Source organism: Sphingobium sp. BHU LFT2 (assembly GCF_018604485.1).
In the GTDB taxonomy this organism is placed as follows: Bacteria; Pseudomonadota; Alphaproteobacteria; order Sphingomonadales; family Sphingomonadaceae; genus Sphingobium; species Sphingobium yanoikuyae_A.
Genome location: NZ_JAFCGW010000021.1, coordinates 35,881 through 56,051 on the forward strand (window position 1 = coordinate 35,881; position 20,171 = coordinate 56,051).

General features: G+C 65.5%; 16 protein-coding genes and 1 pseudogene. 7 read left to right on the forward strand and 10 right to left on the reverse strand.

The window, feature by feature from the left end:
* Window positions 1-102: 102 nt before the first annotated feature.
* The gene (locus JQK15_RS23700; RefSeq protein ID WP_214868606.1) at window positions 103-3,123 is read right to left on the reverse strand and encodes a glycosyl hydrolase family 28-related protein; all 3,021 of its coding nucleotides are present in this window, start codon (window positions 3,121-3,123) and stop codon (window positions 103-105) included.
* Between the two features lie 154 nt (window positions 3,124-3,277).
* Between JQK15_RS23700 and JQK15_RS23705 the strand changes: the two genes are divergently transcribed.
* The gene (locus tag JQK15_RS23705; RefSeq protein ID WP_214868608.1) at window positions 3,278-3,859 is read left to right on the forward strand and encodes a gluconokinase; all 582 of its coding nucleotides are present in this window, start codon (window positions 3,278-3,280) and stop codon (window positions 3,857-3,859) included.
* A gap of 450 nt (window positions 3,860-4,309) precedes the next feature.
* Here the strand turns inward: JQK15_RS23705 and JQK15_RS23710 are convergent, their stop codons facing one another.
* The 9 genes from JQK15_RS23710 to JQK15_RS23750 all read right to left on the reverse strand — a co-directional run bounded on the left by JQK15_RS23710 (window position 4,310) and on the right by JQK15_RS23750 (window position 14,370).
* A complete protein-coding gene (locus JQK15_RS23710; RefSeq protein ID WP_214868610.1) occupies window positions 4,310-5,929 on the reverse strand; it encodes a DUF5597 domain-containing protein in 1,620 nt (539 codons plus the stop codon).
* Window positions 5,930-5,942: 13 nt separating this feature from the next.
* Window positions 5,943-6,287 carry an L-rhamnose mutarotase gene (locus tag JQK15_RS23715; protein WP_214868612.1) on the reverse strand — a complete coding sequence of 115 codons (345 nt, stop codon included), beginning with the start codon at window positions 6,285-6,287 and terminating at the stop codon, window positions 5,943-5,945.
* Window positions 6,287-7,054, reverse strand: coding sequence for an SDR family oxidoreductase (locus tag JQK15_RS23720; protein ID WP_214868614.1), 768 nt, complete (start codon window positions 7,052-7,054; stop codon window positions 6,287-6,289). Before JQK15_RS23720 ends, JQK15_RS23715 begins: the two co-directional genes overlap by 1 nt.
* Entirely contained in the window at window positions 7,027-8,229 is a 1,203-nt protein-coding gene (locus tag JQK15_RS23725; RefSeq protein WP_010338260.1) for a UxaA family hydrolase, read from the reverse strand. Before JQK15_RS23725 ends, JQK15_RS23720 begins: the two co-directional genes overlap by 28 nt.
* Entirely contained in the window at window positions 8,226-8,534 is a 309-nt protein-coding gene (locus JQK15_RS23730) for a UxaA family hydrolase (RefSeq protein WP_214868616.1), read from the reverse strand. The genes JQK15_RS23725 and JQK15_RS23730 overlap by 4 nt, the downstream gene beginning before the upstream one ends.
* Complete coding sequence (locus JQK15_RS23735; RefSeq protein WP_214868618.1) at window positions 8,527-9,510, reverse strand: aldo/keto reductase; 984 nt, start codon at window positions 9,508-9,510, stop codon at window positions 8,527-8,529. Before JQK15_RS23735 ends, JQK15_RS23730 begins: the two co-directional genes overlap by 8 nt.
* Window positions 9,507-10,331 (reverse strand): amidohydrolase family protein, encoded by an 825-nt coding sequence (locus JQK15_RS23740; RefSeq protein WP_214868620.1) that lies wholly within the window; start codon window positions 10,329-10,331, stop codon window positions 9,507-9,509. Before JQK15_RS23740 ends, JQK15_RS23735 begins: the two co-directional genes overlap by 4 nt.
* Entirely contained in the window at window positions 10,328-11,569 is a 1,242-nt protein-coding gene (gene fucP, locus JQK15_RS23745; RefSeq protein ID WP_214868632.1) for an L-fucose:H+ symporter permease, read from the reverse strand. Before fucP ends, JQK15_RS23740 begins: the two co-directional genes overlap by 4 nt.
* Window positions 11,570-11,661: 92 nt before the next feature.
* Window positions 11,662-14,370 carry a TonB-dependent receptor gene (locus tag JQK15_RS23750; RefSeq protein ID WP_214868634.1) on the reverse strand — a complete coding sequence of 903 codons (2,709 nt, stop codon included), beginning with the start codon at window positions 14,368-14,370 and terminating at the stop codon, window positions 11,662-11,664.
* A gap of 254 nt (window positions 14,371-14,624) precedes the next feature.
* Here JQK15_RS23750 and JQK15_RS23755 point away from each other — a divergent pair, with 254 nt between their 5' ends.
* The 6 genes and pseudogenes from JQK15_RS23755 to JQK15_RS23780 form a co-directional block, all read left to right on the forward strand.
* Window positions 14,625-15,416 (forward strand): IclR family transcriptional regulator, encoded by a 792-nt coding sequence (locus JQK15_RS23755; RefSeq protein WP_214868636.1) that lies wholly within the window; start codon window positions 14,625-14,627, stop codon window positions 15,414-15,416.
* Window positions 15,413-16,381 carry an alpha/beta hydrolase gene (locus JQK15_RS23760; protein WP_214868638.1) on the forward strand — a complete coding sequence of 323 codons (969 nt, stop codon included), beginning with the start codon at window positions 15,413-15,415 and terminating at the stop codon, window positions 16,379-16,381. The genes JQK15_RS23755 and JQK15_RS23760 overlap by 4 nt, the downstream gene beginning before the upstream one ends.
* The gene (locus JQK15_RS23765; protein WP_214868640.1) at window positions 16,378-17,172 is read left to right on the forward strand and encodes a GDSL-type esterase/lipase family protein; all 795 of its coding nucleotides are present in this window, start codon (window positions 16,378-16,380) and stop codon (window positions 17,170-17,172) included. Before JQK15_RS23760 ends, JQK15_RS23765 begins: the two co-directional genes overlap by 4 nt.
* A gap of 8 nt (window positions 17,173-17,180) precedes the next feature.
* On the forward strand, window positions 17,181-17,987 hold the full coding sequence (locus JQK15_RS23770) for an SGNH/GDSL hydrolase family protein (RefSeq protein ID WP_214868642.1): 807 nt from the start codon (window positions 17,181-17,183) through the stop codon (window positions 17,985-17,987).
* Window positions 17,987-19,612: an alpha-L-fucosidase gene (locus JQK15_RS23775; RefSeq protein WP_017500715.1), complete on the forward strand. Its 1,626-nt coding sequence runs from the start codon at window positions 17,987-17,989 to the stop codon at window positions 19,610-19,612. Before JQK15_RS23770 ends, JQK15_RS23775 begins: the two co-directional genes overlap by 1 nt.
* 23 nt (window positions 19,613-19,635) lie before the next feature.
* Window positions 19,636-20,171, forward strand: a pseudogene (locus JQK15_RS23780) (alpha-glucosidase); the annotation flags it as partial.

Here is a 20,171-nt window from a genome sequence, read left to right on the forward strand (position 1 = left end):
GCGTCGGCGCGCCCATGGCGGGCTATTGTGTGAGTATTAATCCCGAGCGGTCGCCACCGCACTTACGACATAGGTCGTAGGCGGCGGCGAACCGTCGCTTTTTCAGGGCTTTGCGGCGTAAAGCGCGTGGTGCGTCAGGATGAAAAGCGTGCGCTTGTCGGGGCCGCCGAACAGGATCTGGAGCGGCCGGTCGGGCACGTCGATGCGGCCGCTTTCCTTGCCGTCGGGGCCGTAGACAAAGATCTGGCCATTGGCGACGAATACCCTGCCCTGCCCGTCCACCGCGACGCTTTCGCCGCCGCGATTGGCGAAGGGCTTCAGCGCCGTCAGCGTGCCGCCCGGCCCCACCGTGCCGCTATAGGTGATATTTTCCGACCCGTTGGTGACGAACAGCCGATCCCCGATCTTGCCGGAGACGAAGCCATTGGCGTTGAGGCCATCGGACCAGCGCCAGCCGGTATGATCGATCGGCCCCTGTTGCCAGACGCGGAAGGCCGGCAAGGACAGGCTGCCGTCGGGGGAGAGATATTCCTTGGCCTTGGGCGTGCCGGCATCGCGGGCGAACATTTCGGCCAGCGTCGTGAACTCGTAGCTCTTGGGGTCGAGCTGGTCGCGAAACTCGCCATTATTCCACCAGTTGACCGGCAGCAGCGTCTTTGCCGTGCCACTGCGCACCGGGGTCGGCTGGATCAGCGTCAGCGCGTCCTTTGGACCGGCGGGGTCGAACGAATAGGCGCCACCCTTCGCGCCGAGCGAGGACAGGACCATGACATGGCCCGAAGCGTCGATGGCGAGATTGACCGGATCGAGCGCATGGTCGCGGACGATCTCCAGCCCCTTGCCCTCGCTCCAGCGGTGGATGCGCTGGAAACGGCGGTCGATGAAGTAGAGCGCGCCCTGTGCATCGACAGCCGCGCCGGAGATCGACCAGAAGCCATCTTCCAGCTTCTCGACCTTGGTGCCCGAGGGCGCGATCGCCGGGACGGCGCTGCCGGCCGGGCCGATATCCAGCGCGGCGAACTCGCGTTCCCGGACCAGCAGCTTGCGGCTCACATCCTCGATCGCATTGTCGAACGGATATTTGCTGGCGCGCAGGAAGGTGCCGCAGCCTTCATCGTCGCAGGTGGCATAGCCGCTTTCGCCATTCACATGGACGTTGCGGAAGCGGATATTGCCCGAATTGGTGATCTTCACCGCGCTCTTTTCTGGCGCATAGGTGCGGGTCACGCGATAGCCATGATAGTTGGCGAACAGCAGGTTGCTGGAGTTGCGGATGTCGAGCGAGATGGCGTCGGGGCCGTCATCCACTTCCTGTTCGGTCTGCGGCGCCAGGAACTCCCAGTTGTGGACGTTATCGAGCACGAATTCGTTGCGGGCATGATGTTCGACCGACATTTCATAGACATGGCCGGGCGTGTCGGTGTCGGTGATGTAGAAGCCCGCCTGGGCAAAGCTGTTGGGGCTCCAGACGTCGGCGAAGGTGCCGCCGCCGCCGTCCGTCACCCAGATGCTGGGATATTGGGCGTCGAGCCGGCTGTCGGTGACCGGGTCGCCGGTGTTGACGCGCAGCGTGCCGAGCATCTTGCCATCGGCGGTCGGCGTGCCGCCGCCGCCCATGATCTTGACGTCCTCGACCAGGCTCTGTTCGCCAGACCGCCAGAGCAGGGCCGAGGCGCGCGGGTTCACCCGGCCGGTGAAGAGGCCGAGGCCCGAGAGGATATTGTCGCCACCCTTGCGGCTTTCGAGGATCGGCAGGACCGCGCCGAGGCCGGCATGATTGGGGTTGTTGTCCGGGATGAAGAGCTGGGTGATGGCCGGGTGCAGGCCAATGAGAATGCTGTCCGGGCGCAGGGTAAGCTTGTCCGTCACCTTGTAGAAGCCGGTCGGGAAATAGAGGATGCGGTTGGCGTCGATCGCCTTTTGCAGGGCGGCGGTGTCGTCCGCCTTGCCGTCGCCGACTGCGCCCAGGGTGCGGACATTGACCCACTGGTCCATCGGCGGCAGGTCGCGGATCGCGGGCGCGCGCGGCGCCGGCATGGCGGAGAGCGGCTGGATGTCGGCGGTGGTGGCATAGTCGCCCGTGTGGCCGAGTGCGGGGACGGCGAGGCCATAGGAGAAATTGGCGACCTTATAGGCCTTGCCCTTGCCGTCGATCGTCCTGCCGCTGTCGCGGAAGCGGGCGAAGACCGGGCTGTTGACCGCCAGGGCGTTTTCGAATCCGACCTGGGTGAAGACATTCTTCTCGTTCGAGATGACGACGCCGGCCTTCGATATATTTTCGAACCGGACATCCTTGCCCCAGAGGCTGTCGCTGTAGCCCCGGTCGATCTCGATCCCGACCGGCGTGTTCCTGATCGCGACATTGACGAGGGTAAGGTCGACCTCATGCTCGCGGATCGCCGCGTCGCGCTGGCCGTCGAAGCTGGAATCGAGCAGGGTGAACTGCCAGGCGGGCGAGGTCTTTTCAGTGACGATGCCGTATCGGCCACCCTGAAAATGGACATTCTCGATCACATTGCCGGCCTGATAGACGCCGGCAAAGGCAGTGCCGAGACGGAATTCCATATGGCTCAAGAAAGCATGCTGGGCCATGCGGAAGCGCACGCCGGCGGCGGCCGGATTGCCCGCGCCGATCTCGATATCGACATTGCTCATCGACGAATAGAAGGTGCCCGAATTGGCATCCCGCACCACTTTGTCGCGGGGCACGACGGTCGGCACCGGGACGGGCACCTTGCCGACCTGATATTGATCGCCGCCAGCGAAGATCACCATGGTCGACACGCCCTGCTGGAAGCCCGGCGTGTTGGCGCCGAGCAACAGCACCGGCCGGGTCGGGCCGACGCCATAGACGCGCACGCCCGCCGGCACGATCAGCGAGCGGGTGATGCGATAGGTGCCCGACGGCAGGAAGACGATGCCATGGCCGGTCGTATCGCGGGCCTGGTCGAGCGCCTGCTGGATCGCGGCGCTGTCGTCGGCGCGGCCATCGCCGACCGCCTTCACCGTCACCGCATGGGACTCCGCCGGCGCGACCGGGAAGACCGAGGTCGTCGCGGCGAAGGCCGGTGCCCCGATGGTTGTTGCCGCCAGCAAAGCCGCGATCATGCTGCGTCCGATCATGTCCGCCTCCCATCCTCATTTTTATAGATGGTGCATGGCTAGGGGAGCGGTCGCGGCTTGGCACTTGCGACAAAGGTCGTAGTTTTCCTGTGGGGTGACGCGGCCTTATAGCGGGAAGACCAATCCCCCTGCCCCAGCGACCAAGGACGCCCGCTTGCCGATTTCCGCCGACCCTGCCCCCGTTTCGCCCAAAGCCGTCGGACGCGCCGTCATCGTCATGGGGGTGAGCGGCTGTGGCAAGTCGACGCTGGGCGCGATGCTGGCGCAGGCGCTGGATTGCCCGTTCCTGGAGGGCGACAGCTATCATTCGGCGGCCGCGGTGGAAAAGATGCGCGGCGGGCAGGCGCTGACCGACGCGGATCGCTGGCCCTGGCTCGACCGGCTGGGCGCGGCGATCGCGGGCACGGTGGCGGCGCAGGGCGTGGCGGTTGCCGCCTGCTCCGCATTGAAGCGCGCCTATCGCGACCGGCTGCGCGCGGCGATCGGCGTGCCGGTGCATTTCATCCTGCTCGACAATGACCGCGACGAGTTGCTGGCGCGGCTGGGCAACCGGCCGGGCCATTACATGCCCGCCAGCCTGCTCGACAGCCAGCTCGCCACGCTGGAACCGCCGCTGCCCGAGGAAGGGGCGATGATCCTGACCACCAATGTCCCGGCGAGCGAACTGCGCGACCGGGCGCTGACCTGGCTGGGATCTGGCCTGGCTGGGATAAGGTCACACCGACGCGACAGTTGAAAGTTCATAGTGTCGATAACCAGTGATGGCGGGCAGAAAATGGGCGTAATGCGCCTGTCACGCGCCGACGAAGCGACAGTGACGCGACACTGGCGCGCTTTCCAAGCGACAGTCAGGCGACAGTGAAACGACAGCAAGGCGACAGTCGGACCGGCGCCGGGCGGCGCGCGCGACGCCGAATAGCGAACCGGCGAAAGGCGTGATGTCGGAAGAGCGGCCTGTTCCATCCGGCAGGATAGATCAGAGAAAGACCGAGTAGGAAAGCGCCGCCAGACGACCGCAGGCGACCAATGTCAGACATTCCTCCCCGGAACGGGGAGGTGGCAGCGCGAAGCGCTGACGGAGGGGCAAGAGCCTATTAGTGCTGGGCTATTGGGCTTGTGCCCCTCCACCGCCTGCGGCGGTCCCCCTCCCCAAGCAAGCTTGGGGAGGAATTGGGTCGCGTGCGGCTCAGCGATAGCGGCCCATCGTCACCTTGAGCCAGACCGGCTTGTCGATGATGTTGAGGCCATAATCGGTCTGGTCGCCGTTCCAGATGCGGTCGAAGACCCAGTTGTCGCCTTCGAAATGGCCTTCCTCGACCTTGACGATCATGCCGTTGGCCGGGGCGCCTTCGCGCGAGCCGAACTGGACGCGGACATGGTCACCGGTGAAGAGAAATTCGTTGGCCGAAAGCTGCGCCACGACCATGCCGCCGACCATCGCCTTGTCCCAGGCCGGGGTGTCGGCATTGGGGAACCATTCGCGCTGGCCGAACTGCCACTGGCCGAAGCTGGCCGTGACCGTCCAGTCGCCCATGGTGGTGCTGAGCGGCGTGCCGTCGTCCGGCCGCGCCGCGCCCCAGGTCGGATGGCCAAAGGCGATCTTCGCCCAGGGGCGCATCGCCGCGCCGATCACGCCGAATTTCGAGGCGAAGGCGTGGATGGTCGCATCGTCGAAGCTCTTGGCGCCGAGCGGATAGTTGAAATAGTCGGCATCATCCATGCCGAAGGGCGCGAAGCCGATCGCACCGCGCCCCAACGCCGACCAGAAATAGCGGGCATATTCGGCAGCATTGCCGATTTCGGGCACCATCAGCGCATTGTCGGGACGGGTGTAGAGATCGAGATGTTTGAAGACGTTGCGGCTGCCCCGGTCATAAATGTCGGGCGCGGCGAGATCGAGCGAGGGGGCCGCCGCCTTCCAGATGTCGATCACGTCGCCCTGCGGCCCGCCACTCGACACGCTCATCGGGTCGACCGGCTTGTAGGGATCGGTCAGCGAGGCGTTCACATACATGGGCAGCGGCTTGATCGCCTTGCCGGCCTTGGCCAGTTCCTCGATATAGCGGGCGGTGTACCAAGTATTGAAGGTGCGATCGGCGGTATCGCCGAACACGCTCTTCCAGCTGCCCGCCGGCTTCTTGAGGGCACGGGTCAGTTCGGCCGGGACCGGGCCGTCGAACAATTTCTGCGCGGTGGCGCTGAAGTCGCGGGGATTCTGGTAGCTGCCGACTTCGTTTTCGGGCTGCACCATGATCACTGTATTCTGCGCATCATGATCGCGCACATAGGTCATGAGCTTGAGGAACGCGCGCTTGTCCGCCGCCAGCGTGGCCGCGCCATGGGGCGAAAGCACGCCATGATCCTTGCCATCGGCGGTCTTCATGCGCGGGAAGCGGCGATTGTCGAGCTTCACCCAGTCGGGGGTATAGGCAAGGCCGGTATTCTTCCAGGCGCCGAACCAGAGGAGCACGATGCGCTTGTCATGGGCACGCGCATCGTCAAGCAGGGTCTGGACGAAGCTATAGTCGAACTGGCCTTCCTTGGGCTCAAGCTGCTCCCAGGCGACCGGCACTTCGACGGTATTGGCATGGATGCTGTCGAGCCGGTCCCAGACCTGCTTCAGGGGGGCGGCATAATTGCTGCTGTTATTGACCTGGCCACCCAGCATCAGGAAGGGCGCACCATCGACGATCAGGGCGTGGCGGCCATTTTTGCTCTCGATATGCGGCACCTGTCCGGCAGTCTGGGCCAGCGCGGGGGTTGCGAGCAGCATGGCGCCCGTGAGCAGGGGAAGAAGATTGCGCATCAGATCGGGTCTCTCAGGGCTGTTCGTCTAGGGAAAATATGCGGGTGGCGGTGGTCCATTTGGCGCCGGGGACGGACCAGGACAAGGGCCGCTGGACGCCGTCCATCTGCGCTTCCCAGGCCTGCACCGCCGGATCGGCGGCGTCGGCCGCCGCCTTGGCCGCCGGGTCGAAATCCGGGCCGGTCTCCATCAGCATGACCAGCCGGTTGCCGCTGCGATAGATGTCCATCGCCCGGACATCCGCAGCGCGGATGCTGGCGCCGATGGCCGGCGGCAGCGCGCCGGACGCATGCCATGCCTCATATTGGGCGATGGCAGCCGCATCGTCAGCCAGGTCGATCAACAACACATGACGCATCACATCACCCAGCCGCCGTCGATCACATGGACCGCGCCGGTGGTGAAGGCGGCATCGTCGCTGGCGAGATAGAGGACCAGGCCGGCAATCTCCTCCGCCTTGCCGAGGCGTCCCATCGGCTGGCGCGCGACGAAGGCGGCCTGGGCGGCTTCATAATCGCCGGTGTCGTGCAGCCGCTGCTGCAGCGAAGGCGTGTCGACGGTGCCGGGGCAGATGCAGTTGCAGCGAATGCCCTGTCCGACGAAATCGGCGGCGACCGCCTTGGTCAGGCCGATCACGCCCGCCTTGGTCGCGCCATAGGCAAAGCGGTTGGGGATGCCCTTCACCGAGCTGGCGATGGAGGACATGTTGACGATCGCGCCCGCGCCCTTTTCCACCATGCCCGGCAGGAAGGCCGAGATGGTGTGATATTGGGCGGTCATGTTGAGCGCGACGGCAAAGTCCCAGTCGGACTGGCTGCATTCCAGGATATTGCCGGCATGGACGACGCCGGCAATGTTGGCGAGGATGTCGATCGGGCCGATGTCAGCGGCCAGGGCGCGCACGGCGGCGCCGTCGGTCACGTCGAGGGCGAGCCGCTCGCAGCCCTCCAGCCCGTCAAGCGCGTCGAGATCGCGGTCGGTGGCGAAGACGCGGGCGCCCTCCGCCACGAAACGCTCGACCGAGGCGCGACCGATGCCGCGGGCGGCGGCGGTGATGAGCGCGGTCTTGCCGGCGAGGCGGCCGTTCTGCGGGGCGCTCATGCGCGCGCCACCATCGGCAGACATTCGGGACCGATGGGATCGAAAGCCTTGTAGGTCAAAATAAACTCCTGATGGCCCAGTTGTTCGGAAAGGCTGCGGTCGCCCGCCGCGACGGCGAGGATGGCATCATAGATTTCCTGGCCGACCTGATCGAGGGTCGCTTCCCCCTCCAGGATGCGGCCGGCATTGACGTCCATGTCGGCGGCCAGGCGGCGGCCGGTTTCGGGATTGGCGCAGATCTTGATCACCGGCGAGATCGCCGATCCAACCACCGATCCGCGCCCGGTGGTGAACAGGGTGACATGCGCGCCACAGGCAATCAGCTCCACGATCTCGGCATTGTCGGAGATATTGGGGAAGCCGAAGCGCGGTTCGCCATCGGGCACTACGTCGAGCAGATAGAGGCCGCCCATCGGGGGAATATCACCCGGCTTCAATATGCCGTCGATCCGCGAGCTGCCCGACTTGCTGTAGGCGCCCATGGATTTTTCCTCCTGGGTGGTGAGGCCGCCTTCGGCATTGCCCGGCGCGAAGCTGCCAAAGCCCATGACGGTATAATAGGCCTCCGCCTTCTGCACGCAGGCCTCGATCGCCGCGGCGAGTTCGGGCGTGGCGGCGCGGTCGGCCATGATCTTCTCGCAGCCGACCAGTTCGCCGGTCTCCTCGAAGATGCAGGCTGCCCCTTCCGCCACTAGCCGGTCGAAGGCGCGGCCGACCGCCGGATTGGCGGTGATGCCGCTGGTGCCGTCCGACCCGCCGCAGATGGTGGCGACAACCAGTTCTTCCACGCCCATCGGCACGCGCTCGACCGACGCGATCTGCGCCCGCACCCGTTCGACCGCTTCCAGCCCGGCGGCGATGGTGGCGGCGGTGCCGCCCTTCTCCTGGATCACCAGCAATTCGGCCGGGCGGCCGCTGGCCTCCACGACGGCGCGCAATTTCTCCCGGTTGAAGCTTTCGCAACCGAGCGAGACGATGACGAGGCCGCCGACATTGGGATGGGTCGCGATCGCCTCCATCACCTTGGCTGCATAGGCGTTGGGATAGCAGCCGGGGAAGCCGATCAATTGAACATCGGGATCATCGGCCTTGTCGACGATGCGGCGCGCGACATGGTGCGCGCATTCCACCAGATAGGCGACGGCGACGACATTGCGGATGCCCTTGCGCCCGTCGGATCGGAGCCAGCCCTGGATCATGCGCCCTGCTCCAGCGCGGTGCGGGTGTGGCTGCTGATATAATCGCTCTTCATATTGTGCATATGGACCCATTGGCCGGCGACGACGGGCGCGGTCATCGAGCCGATCGGCGCGCCATATTTGATGACCTTGTCGCCCTGCGCCAGCGCCACGCGGGCGATCTTGTGGCCGATCGCGATGCCTTCGCGCGCGGGGATGGTGCCACCCGCGACGGACAGGATATCGCCCGCTTCGATCGCGCTGACGCAGATCAGCACATTGTCGTTAGGGTGCAGCAGGATGAGGCGGCTGTCATGTTCAAGCATGGCTGTGGGCCTTGGCAAGAGGATGGGCACGGGCGGCGGCGTCGAGCGCCGGCCAGAGCGTGTCGGGGAGAACGGCGCCGAGGCGGGCGATCGTGTCATGGACCTGATCCGCGCCGACCAGGCCGGGGATCACGGCCATGACCTGCGGGTGGCGCAGCGGAAATTGCAGCGCAGCGGCGGGCAGCGCGACGCCGGCGTCGCGGCAGAGCGCCGCCATGGCATGGGCGCGGGCGAGGATCGCCGCGTCCGGGGCGACATAGTCGAAATGGAGCGGGCCGCTGAGATCGCGGGCGAGGATGCCGCTATTATAGGGACCGCCGACGATGACCCGCACATCGGCGCTGGCGCAACGGTCGAGCAGTTCCTCCGCGCCGCGATCGAGCAAGGTGTAGCGGCCGGCGATCAGGATCGCGTCCAGCTCCACCCGGTCGAGCAGGTCGTGGCAGATCGCGACCTCGTTGACGCCGATGCCGATCGCGCCGATCGCGCCGGCGTCTTTGAGGTCGCGCATCGCCCGATAGCCGCCGTCGAGAAAGGCGGCGAGATGATCCTCATGCGCGTCGCCATGGGTCAGGCGACCGATATCATGGGCGAGCAGCAGGTCGATGCGGTCGCGGCGCAGGCGCTTCTGGCTGCTCTCGAAGGAGCGCAGCACGGCGTCATGGCCATAATCGAAATGCGGCTCGAACGGGTCGGCATCGACGAAGCCATGGCGTTCGCCTTGCGCGTCGGTGGGGCGCAGCAGGCGGCCGACCTTGGTCGAGACCCGCGCCCTGCCCTGCGGGTCATGGTCGGCAAGCGCCGCGCCCAGCCGCCGTTCGGCAAGGCCAAAGCCATAATGGGGGGCGGTGTCGAAATAGGCGATGCCGGCGGCAAAGGCGGCGTCGAGGGTGGCGCGCGCCTCCGCATCGCTGACGACGCGATAGAGATTGCCGATGGGCGCGGTGCCCATGCCCAGGGTCGGGAAATCGATCATGCGGCGGCTCCCTGCGTGACGCGATAGAGACGCGCGGCATTGTCGGCGAAGATGGCGCGATGCGCCGCGACCGGCACCAATGCGCGGGCGAGGTCGAACCAGGCGGCATAATCGGACGCGAGGGTCAGCACCGGCCAGTCGCTGCCCCAGAGCAGGCGATCCGGGCCGAACAGGGCAACCAGTTCGGCGATGAAGGGAGCGGCGGCGCCCTCCCCTGCTCCCGGCGCCAGCTCTGTCAGCAGGCCCGACAGCTTGCAGGCGACATTGGGGCAGGCGGCGAGATCGGCCATGGCGGCGCGCCAGTCGGCCGGGATCGTGTCGCCGACGAGCGGCTTGGCGGCATGGTCGATGATGATGCTGAGGTCGGGCTGGCGCTGGGCCAGCCGGGCGAGCGAGGCAAGATGCTGCGGCCGCACCAGCGCGTCGAGCACCAGGCCTTCGCGGGCCAGCGCCGCGAAGCCGGGTGCCAGTTCCGGATCGTCGAAACAGTCGGGCGCGCGGCCCTGCATCATCGGGCGGATGCCGACCAGTGGGCCGGCGACCTGCAGCGCGGCGACGCGAGCGGCGACGTCTCCCGTAAGATCGACCCAGCCGACGACGCCGGCGATGCGATCGGTTTCGGCCGCCAGCGAGAGCAGCCAATGGGTGTCGGCGTCCGATTCCTGGCTCTGCACCAGGATCGCGGCATCGACCTTGTTGGCATCGAGCTGCGCGAGCAGATCATCCAGCCCATAGTCGCGATGGATCGCCGGCAGGTCGGCACCGGGCCATGTGCAATCGTTGCGGCCGAGCTGCCAGAGATGGACATGGGCGTCGATCATGCCGCCCCACCCTTGCCGCGCATGCGATGGGCATAGGCCGCGACCACCAGGAAGCAGAGCGCGGGCACCAGCATTGCGGCGTTGATCGTGCCGGCCATGTCGGAAATCAGGCCCATGACCGCGGTCAGCACCGCGCCGCCGATGATGGCCATGACGATCATCGATGCGCCCGGCTTGGTCAGCGGGCCGAGCCCGTCGAGCGAGAGGACGAAGATGGTCGGATACATGATCGACATGAAGAAGCTGGCGGCCACCAGCGCGACGACGCCGGGCAGGCCGAGCCAGACCGAGCCGACCAGTGCGAGGCCGAGATTGACGAGCGCGAACAGCCGCATCAGCCGCGCACCATCGAAGCGGGAGAGCAGCGCCGCGCCGGCAAAGCGGCCGGCCATGAACAGGCCGAGCGACAGGGTCAGCAGCCAGGCGGCATGCTGGGCGGTGATGCCCGGCAGCGCGGCCTGCGCATAGCGGATGAGATAGCTCCAGATGCCGACCTGCGCGCCGACATAGAAGAATTGGGCGGCGACCCCGGCCAGATAGCGCGGGCGACGCAGCAACTGGCGATAGCCGGCCAGCGGCGAGGCGGCGCCGGCATGGCCCTCCACCGCCGCCTTCGGGAAAGGCGTGCGCGCGAGCAAGGCCGCCCAGGCCAGCACGACCAGCGCGATCAGCAGATAGGGCAGGCGCACGGCCGAGGCAGCAGCGGCGCCCTGTGCCGGGGCATCGGACAGGATCAGCGTCGCGCCGAGCGCCACGCCGGTGATCGAGCCGAGCGGATTGAACGCCTGGGCGAGATTGAGGCGGCGGGCGGCACCGGCGGCATCGCCCAGCACCGCGACCATCGGGTTGGCGGCGGTTTCGAGGAAAGCCAGGCCACTGGCGATCACGAACAGGGCGAACAGGAAGAAGGGATAGCTGACCGCGGCGGAGGCCGGCAGGAACAGCAAGGCGCCGAGCCCGAACAGCAGCAGGCCCAGGATCACCGTCGCCTTGTAGCCGAAACGCTGCGCCGTCAGCGCGGCAGGAATGGCGAAGCAGAAATAGCCCAGATAAAAGGCCGACTGGACCAGGCCCGAGGCGAAGTCCGAAAGGGCGAAGGCGTGCCGGAAATGGGCGATCAGCACGTCGTTGAGATTATTGGCAAGGCCCCAGAGGAAGAAGAGGCCGATCGTCAGCATGACCGCCATCTTTGTGGCGCCGCTATCTTCCTGTCTGTCTACCCTGGCATCTGCCTGCATCACCCATCCTCTCTATTGGCGAACATGGCAGGCCCGTCCCTGTTGGGATCGGGCCTGCGCAGTCGGGGGAGGTTATACGCCTCCCATGCGGATCAGTAGGTGATCCGGGCCGTCAGGCTGATGCGACGGTCATTGACCACCACGTCACGCGGACGGCTGTCGATGCCGAAATAGGTCGCACGACGGGTGTTGGTCAGGTTGGTCCCGTCCAGCGCCAGCGCGAACTGCGGCGTCACATTATAGCTGATCGACGCGTCGAGCTGACCGAAGGGCTTGTTGAACACCGGCAGGCTGCCGGTGCCGTTGCCCGCCGTGGTCACGACATATTTGCTGCGCCAGTTATAGGCAACGCGGGCCGACAGGCCGCCCTTCTCGTAGATGCCGACGATATTGTAATTATATTTCGACAGCAGTTCGAGCGGAACGTTGGTGACCGGGCCGCTGGTGGCGGGCGACGGTGCCTGCGAGTCCACATAGGTGAAGTTCGCCTGCATGCCGAGGCCGTCGAACGGACCGGGCAGGAAGTCGAAGAACTGCTGATAGGCGAGTTCGAAGCCCTTCACCTTGCCCTTGGCGACATTGTTGTAGGACGTCACTTCATATTCATAGCTGTTGCCATTGTCGAAGGTGACGTCGCGATAGGACACGGCGGTCTGGATGTAGTTCTTGATATTCTTGTAGAAGGCCGCTGCGGTCAGCGAGCCGGTCCGCGAGAAATACCATTCCACCGTCGCATCCAGATTGTCCGACTTCATCGGCTTCAGATACGGGTTGCCGCCGCTGGCCGTGTGGATCTGATCCTGCTGCGCGGCGCCCGGTTCGCTGATCGTCAGGCTGGGGTTGAGCTGCGTGAAGGTCGGACGCGAGATGTTCTTCGCGGCGGCGAAACGCAGCTGCAGATTGTCGGTCAGGTGGACGCGCAGGTTCAGGCTCGGCAGGACCGAGGTATAATCCTGGGACACGGCGATCGGGTTGAATACGGTCGGGCCGCTGACTTCATTGCCATTTTCGTCCAGCACGATCGGGGTCTGCTGATAATAGCCCGACACGTCGAGATTGGTGCGGACCACGCGGACGCCGATATTGCCGTCGATCGGATCGGCCTTGAAGAAGGCGGTGGCATAGCCGGTGAAGGTCTTCTGCCGCTGCTGGTTGGTGCCGCTCTGGGTATAGGCTGGCGCGCTGGCAATGCCCAGCGTGTCGAGCGTGTTCTGATAGTTGCGGATGATGCCGCGGTTGAAGGCGATGATGTTGCCGAACAGGTCGGCGTCGCCACGGAAGAAGTCGCCCAGGTCAACCGTTTCCAGTTCGCTGGGGATGCCCGACAGGCCGGTATAGCGATAGCCGGTGTCGATCGTGCGGTTCTTGCGGTCGGCATAGCGGAAGCCGGCCTTGATCGACGACAGGATGCCGGCATCGAAGCGATATTCGGCGTCGAGGCGCGCGGTCTTGTCCGACGCCTTCGATTCATTGAGGTTATCGAGATAGAAGGCGCTGGTGTAGGTCGCCGGGTTGGTGAGGCCGGTTTCCGAACCGATGTTCACGACCGGGACCGAACCGGAAATATCCTGATAGAGGGTGTCGGCAACGCCGTTCAGGCCGAAGATCGAGCGCAGATTCTTGGTCTTGGCATCGACATACTGGCCGTCGGCGGTGATCGTCAGATTGTCGACCGGCTTCCACTTCAGGTTCAGCGAATAGTCCGTCGTGGTCGAATGACGGGTCTGGGCGCTGGTGTTGTTGCCGACCGGCACGTCGATGAAGGTGCCGCTCTCGAAATCGCCATTGTCGGCATAGGTGAAGGCAGCGCCCGGCTGCGGAATGATCGCGCTGCCCGAGCTGTAGGCGAAGAAGCTATAGTCGTCGAAACGGAACTTATAGTCCGAACGGAAGACTTCGGCGGTCAGCTCCAGCGTGTCGCTGGGGCGCCACTGGAGCGCGACATCGGTGCCGAGGCGACGACGATCGCCATAGACTTCGCCGATACCGGTACCATGCGGCAGGGTCGTGGTCTGGCCGGTGCGGCCCAGGCTCGCCAGCACTTCGGCGTCGGTCGCGTTGGTCGGATCGAGCGTGTAGAAGGGCTCGGTCGAGATCGTGTCCTGACGGAAGGCGGTCTTCTGGAAGGAGACGCTGGCGAGGATACCGATTTCACCGATGCCGGTGTCCCAGCGGTCGCTGACCATCAGCGAGGCCGAAGGCTTGAACTTGTCGGTCAGGTCGAAATAGCTCTGGGTCGCGGTGGCGGCGACCTTCAGGCCATCGAAGTCGAACGGCTTGCGGGTGCGGAAGTTGATCGTGCCCGAGAGCTGATCCTCGATCAGGTCGGCCGACGGGTTCTTGTAGACGTCGATGCCCGACAGCAGTTCGGACGGGATGTCCTCCAGGTTCAGCTGGTTGGCGCCCGAGGCGGTGAAGATGTCGCGGCCGTTGAGTTCGGTGCGGACCTGGGTCAGGCCGCGGATCGCGACCGAGCTGCCTTCGCCATATTGGCGCTGGACCTGGATGCCGGTGATGCGCTGCAGCGCTTCGGCGACGTTCCGGTCGGGCAGCTTGCCAATGTCTTCGGCGACGATCGAGTCGACGATCACGTCGCTGTTGCGCTTGATCGACTGGGCGCTGGAAAGGCTGGCGCGGACACCGGTGACAACGATGCCATCTTCGGACGCAGGAGCATCGCTCGACTGTTCCGCAGCCACATCCTGGGCGTACGCCTGCACGCTGCACCCCAGCATGACGCTGGCGAGCGAGATACCGGCGAGCAATTCCGCACGCGACGGCACGTTAAAATTCTTGAACATTTGGTCCCTTCCTCTCCCCTGGCCCCTGGTCGGAGCACTGATCGATTCGGCGCCGCGATGCCGCGGCAAAAACATATTCCCCTGCCGTGATATTTCCCTATTGGGAGCGATACCAACGCGGCGCCCTATTACTCTCCGTTTCCAATTTGTGAAATATAAAAATTGATTTCACCTGTAGATGGTGTGTAGGGAAGGACCAACAGATGATGGCGCTACCAAAGGCGAGATAGCGCCCGATTGGTGAGGGGATCGGGATGGAAGGCAAGGCGCGCTACCAAGCGCCGGCCCTGAAGAAAGGGCTGGAAATTCTGGAGCTTCTGGCCGGTTCCAGCGAGCCGCTGATCATGTCCGACATTTCCGCCGCGCTCGGCCGGTCGGTCAGCGAGATTTTCCGCATGCTCCAGGTACTGGAGGAACATGGCTATATCGCCCGCGCCGAGGATGGCTATCGCCTGACCAACCGGCTGTTCACCCTGGGCATGAGCCAGCCGCCGATTCGCGATCTTGCCTCGACCGCCCTGCCGGTGATGCAGGAACTGGCGCGGCAGGCCGGGCAAAGCTGTCATATGGCGGTGGTGTCGGGCGCGGAAATGGTCGTCATCATCGCGATCGAGGCGCCGGGCCTGTCCGGCTTTGCCGTGCGCGTGGGCTATCGCCGACCGCTGCATCGCTCCAATTCCGGCCGCATCCTGCTCGCCTTCCAGTCGCCCGAAAATCGCGAGGCGATGCTGAAGGACATCCGGGCCAGCGATCCGCAATTGGAGGAAGGCGATCTGGTCGCGCGGCTGGACGCCGCCGTCGCGGCGGGCGGCGCGGTGTCACCCAGCCCGATGCTGACCGGCATCACCGACCTGTCGGCGCCGATCCTGGTCGGCGGGGTCGCCCGCGCATCGCTGACCATGCCCTTCGTCGACGGCGCCGCCAACCGGGCGAGCATCGAGCAGTGCAATGATCGGGTGCGCGGCGCTGCGCAGGCGATCGGCGCGGCCATGTCGCCGATCAAGGATGCGCCGTCCCGCGCCACCGCTATGGAGGAGGATCAATGACCCTGCTGGATCGCCGCACCGCGCTGATCGCCGCCGCCGGCCTTGCCGCCCTGCCCGGCCTTGCCGCCGCGCAGACGACGACGGCCGACGAGGTGATCGAACTATGGCCCGGCCCGCCGCCCGGCAACACGGGCGCGCGGATCGTCCGCAAGATCGACGACCAGTCGAAAGACCCGTCCAAGCCCGATCGCTGGGTGACGGGGATCGCCCGCCCGGTGCTGGTGGTGCGCCGCCCTGCCCGCCCCAATGGCGCGGCGATGCTGGTCGTGCCGGGCGGCGGTTATGGCTTCCTGTCCTACGACAATGAAGGCACGAGCCAGGCCGCCTGGCTCAACGACCGGGGCATCACCGCCTTCATCCTGCTCTATCGCCTGCCCGGCGAAGGCTGGGCGCAGCGGCAGGATGTGCCGTTGCAGGATGCCCAGCGCGCGATGCGGCTGATCCGCGCGCGGGCTGTCAATTTCGCTGTCGACAAGGGCCGGGTCGGCGTGCTCGGCTTTTCGGCCGGCGGCCATCTGGCGGGATCGCTGGCGACGCGGCATGGCGAGCGCGTCTATGCCCCGGTCGATGCCGCCGATCGCGAAAGCGCGCGCCCCGATGTCGCCGGCCTCATCTATCCGGTGGTCAGCCTCGACGCGCCCTTCACCCATGGCGGGTCGCGCGACATGCTGCTGGGTGAAGGCGCCAGCGCCGACATGCGCCGGGCGCGATCGGTGGAGATGCGGGTGGACGCCGATACGTCGCCCATCTTCCTGGTCCATGCCAGCGACGACGGGCTGGTGCCGCCGGCCAACAGCATCGCCCTGTTCCAGGCGATGGAAGCCGCAAAGCGGCCGGTCGCGCTCCATATCTTCGAGGATGGCGGCCATGGTTTCGGCACGCGCCTGCCCAAGACGATGCAGGCGTCGGCCTGGCCCGGCCTATTCATGACATTCGCCGCCAAGCAGGGATTGCTGGCGCAATGAAGACAGCGCTGTCGATAGGTCTGCTCGCGCTTGTCGCCAGCGCTGCGTCCGCGGCACCGGACTCCTATCAAAGCGCGCCCGAACGCCGCACCGTCGCGGAAAAGGATTGGGGGCCATGGCTTGGCCCGTTCCGCGCGAAACTGGTGCCCAGCCTGATGCAGGATTTTGGCGAACGCTATCTTTACGCCCCGGCCAATGCTGCCCTGCCTGCGCCGAAGGATGGCGAGCAGCGCGTCGTGTTCCTGGGCGATTCCATCACCGATCGCTGGAACCTCGCCGCCAGCTTCCCCGGCAAGCCCTATGTCAATCGCGGCATCGGCAGCCAGGTGACGGCGCAGATGCTGCTGCGCTTCCATCAGGATGTCGTGGCGCTGAAGCCGAAGGTGGTGGTGATCCTGTCGGGCATCAATGATGTCCAGGGCTTCCTGCAGCAGGAAACACCTGAACAGATCGAGGCCAATTGGGAAGCGATGGCCGACATCGCCACCGCCCATCATATCAGGGTCGTGTTCGGATCGATCCTGCCGGTCAACAACTACACGGATGCGGCGAAGGATGTGGTGGCGGAGCGCAAGCCGGCCGAACTGGTCGCGCTCAACCAGTGGCTGCGCGCCTATTGCGCACAACACGACCATGTCTTTGCCGATTATCATGCCGCGATGGTCGACCAGAATGGCCTGATGGCCGCCGCCTTTACCCAGGACGGCGTGCATCCGCTGGACACTGGCTATGCCGTGATGGCGCCGATCGCCGCCAGGGCGATCGCGCAGGCGCTAGGAACAAGGAAATGAGGACGACGATGCTGCGTTTCACCGCCCCCCTTCTCGCCGCTGCCTGCGCGGTGGCGCTGGCCGCGCCGGCCCTCGCCGAAACCAAGGTGCCGGGCGATCCCCATGCCAATGATCCGGTCGGCATCGTCGCCGATCCCTGCCCCACCCATGAAAAGCCGAGCGACGAGGCAGGCTGGAAACTGTGGAACCTGCACATGCTGACCCGCGATTTCGGGCAGCTGTGCCGCTATGCCGCCGCCAACAAGGCAATCGAGGGCCAGAAAGTGCGGGTCGTCTTCATGGGCGATTCCATCACCGACAACTGGATCAACCTGGACCCGACCATGTTCCAGAACGGGCTGGTCGATCGCGGCATCAGCGGCCAGACGACGCAGCAGATGCTGGTGCGCTTCCGCAATGACGTGATCGCGCTGAAGCCGCAGGCGGTCCACATCATGGCGATGACCAACGACATCGCCGGCAATACCGGTGCGGCGACGATGGAAACGGTGCTGGGCAATATCCAGACCATGGCCGACCTCGCCCGCGCGCACGGCATCAAGGTCATCATCGCCTCCGTCCCGCCCGCCGCCGCCTTCCCCTGGAGTCCCGGCATGACGCCCGCGCCGCAGGTCGCCGCGATCAATAAGTGGCTGGCCGACTATGCCCGCGCCAATGGGTTCACCTTCGTCGACTATCACAAGGCGATGGCGCAGCCCGATGGCGCGATGAAGCCGGGCCTGTCGAGCGACGGCGTCCATCCGACCAGGGAAGGCTATGCCATCATGCGTCCGCTGGCCGAGGCCGCGATCGCCAAGACTTTGGGGGAAAAGTGATGCAGGATTTCGGACGCCGATCCTTCCTGGCGGGCGCGGCTGCGCTGGGCCTGGCCAATGCTGCCCGCGCGGCCAGCCCGATGGGCACCGCCAAAGGCCCGGTGCAGGCAAGCTGGCCCTCGCTGGTCGACAATTACCGCTATCCCGACTGGTTCCGCGACGCGAAGCTGGGCATGTGGTCGCACTGGGGGCCGCAATCGGTGCCGGCGCAGGGAGACTGGTATGGCCGCTTCATGTATATGCAGGGCCACCCGATGTACGAGCACCACCTCAAGACCTACGGCCATCCGTCGGTCGCGGGGATGAAGGACATCCAGAATCTGTGGACCGCCGACAAGTGGGATCCCGATGCGCTGATGGCCAAATATCAGAAGGCCGGCGCGAAATATTTCATGGCGCTGGCCTGCCATCACGACAATCTCGATTGCTATGACAGCCGCTATCATGCCTGGAACAGCCTGCGCGTCGGGCCGAAGAAGGACATCGTCGGCATCTGGGAAAAGGCGGCGCGCAAGGCCGGCCTGAAATTCGGCGTGTCGAACCATGCCGCCCATGCCTGGCACTGGTATCAGCCCGCCTATGGCTATGATCCGGTCGGCCCGCAGAAGGGCGTGCGTTACGACGCGTTCCGGCTGCGCAAGGAAGACGGCAAGGGCCAATGGTGGGACGGCCTCGACCCCCGCGAACTCTATACCGGCGGCCATGCCGTGCTGCCCGACGGCATCGACACGATCGAGGCGATGGACAAGTGGCACGACGCGAATAACGGCCAGTGGATCGAGACCGGGCCGAAGGATGATCCGGCCTATGTCACCCGCTGGCTGCTGCGCCAGACCGACCTGGTGGCGAAATACAAGCCCGACATGGTCTATATGGACGATCATGAACTGCCCTTCGGTCCCGTAGGGCTGGAAGCGGCGGCGGACTATTATAACCGGTCGATCGAATGGCACGGCAAGATCGACGTGGTCATGACCGGCAAGCAGTTGAAACCCTATGCCCGGTTCGGCATCGTCCAGGATGTCGAGCGCGGCTATACCGACCATATCTGGGACGAGCCCTGGCAGACCGATACCTGCATCGGCGACTGGTTCTACAATATCGCCCGCCTGACCGACAAAAGCTACAAGAGCGCCGAGCAGGTGATCCAGCGGCTGGCCGATGTCGTGTCGAAGAACGGCAATCTGATGCTGTCCATCCCGCAGCCCGGCGACGGCTCCATCGACAGCGAGGCGGAGAAGATCCTGGACGCGATGGCCGGATGGATGGTGCATGGCGGCGAGGCGATCTTCGGTTCGCGGCCGTGGAAGCGCTATGGCGAAGGGCCGACCCAGGCGATCGTGGGCATGCAGAATGAGGAGAAGGCCAAGCCCTTCACCGCGCAGGACATCCGCTTCACCACCAACAAGGGCGCGCTCTATGCGCTGTTCCTGGGCAAGCCGGCCGGATCTACGACCATCCGCTCACTGGCGCGCGGCCAAGGGACTGGCACAATCGAGCGGGTGACGCTGCTCGGCGGCGGCCAGCTTGCCTTCCGTCAGGATGGCGCGGGCCTCCACTTCACCATGCCGCACGGCATCGATTTCGTCCCCGCCGTCCGCATCGACGGCCGGGGTCTGGTTTAATGCAAGTACAGGGAATGACTGGGATGATCGCAAAGGGCTTCAAGGCAAGACTGGCCGGGATCGCATTGGGTGCATCCTGCATCGCCATCGCCGCACCGGCACTGGCCGCGCCGATGGCGCTGCTGGATCGCAATGGCAGCCGGGTCGCGATCGAACCCTATGCCCCCAATATCGTGCGCGTCACCATCGCGATGGATCCCGACCTGGCGCAGGCGGCACCGGGCGAAGGCCCCAATGCCAAGGCCGATGCCAGCGGCTGGACCCATAGCAGCGACGCGACCGGCGACATCTTCACCTCCTCGGCGATCTCGCTGACCATCGATGCCCAGCCCTGGCCCGGCGCGCCGACCCAGATGCAGCGCTATTTCGCCCCGGCCCTGCCGCCTGTCAGCCTGTCGGTGAAGGACGCCAGCGGCACCGTCCTCACCAAGATGACCGGCTGGGAAATGGCGCCCGTGACGGTCAATGGCGAGAAGACCTTCAAGGTCGGCGCCAGCTTCGACGCGCCGCTGGACGAGCATTATTACGGCCTGGGCCAGAACCAGGAAGGCTATATGGA

Coding starts and splice junctions, on each gene's coding strand:
- JQK15_RS23760 (WP_214868638.1), top strand. CDS start 15,413: ATGACCCTGCTGGATCGCCGCACCGCGCTGATCGCCGCCGCCGGCCTT.
- JQK15_RS23750 (WP_214868634.1), bottom strand. CDS start 14,370: ATGTTCAAGAATTTTAACGTGCCGTCGCGTGCGGAATTGCTCGCCGGT.
- JQK15_RS23735 (WP_214868618.1), bottom strand. CDS start 9,510: ATGATCGATTTCCCGACCCTGGGCATGGGCACCGCGCCCATCGGCAAT.
- JQK15_RS23720 (WP_214868614.1), bottom strand. CDS start 7,054: ATGTCTGCCGATGGTGGCGCGCGCATGAGCGCCCCGCAGAACGGCCGC.
- JQK15_RS23730 (WP_214868616.1), bottom strand. CDS start 8,534: ATGCTTGAACATGACAGCCGCCTCATCCTGCTGCACCCTAACGACAAT.
- JQK15_RS23725 (WP_010338260.1), bottom strand. CDS start 8,229: ATGATCCAGGGCTGGCTCCGATCCGACGGGCGCAAGGGCATCCGCAAT.
- JQK15_RS23755 (WP_214868636.1), top strand. CDS start 14,625: ATGGAAGGCAAGGCGCGCTACCAAGCGCCGGCCCTGAAGAAAGGGCTG.
- JQK15_RS23710 (WP_214868610.1), bottom strand. CDS start 5,929: ATGCGCAATCTTCTTCCCCTGCTCACGGGCGCCATGCTGCTCGCAACC.
- JQK15_RS23775 (WP_017500715.1), top strand. CDS start 17,987: ATGCAGGATTTCGGACGCCGATCCTTCCTGGCGGGCGCGGCTGCGCTG.
- fucP (WP_214868632.1), bottom strand. CDS start 11,569: ATGCAGGCAGATGCCAGGGTAGACAGACAGGAAGATAGCGGCGCCACA.
- JQK15_RS23700 (WP_214868606.1), bottom strand. CDS start 3,123: ATGATCGGACGCAGCATGATCGCGGCTTTGCTGGCGGCAACAACCATC.
- JQK15_RS23740 (WP_214868620.1), bottom strand. CDS start 10,331: ATGATCGACGCCCATGTCCATCTCTGGCAGCTCGGCCGCAACGATTGC.
- JQK15_RS23765 (WP_214868640.1), top strand. CDS start 16,378: ATGAAGACAGCGCTGTCGATAGGTCTGCTCGCGCTTGTCGCCAGCGCT.
- JQK15_RS23770 (WP_214868642.1), top strand. CDS start 17,181: ATGCTGCGTTTCACCGCCCCCCTTCTCGCCGCTGCCTGCGCGGTGGCG.
- JQK15_RS23715 (WP_214868612.1), bottom strand. CDS start 6,287: ATGCGTCATGTGTTGTTGATCGACCTGGCTGACGATGCGGCTGCCATC.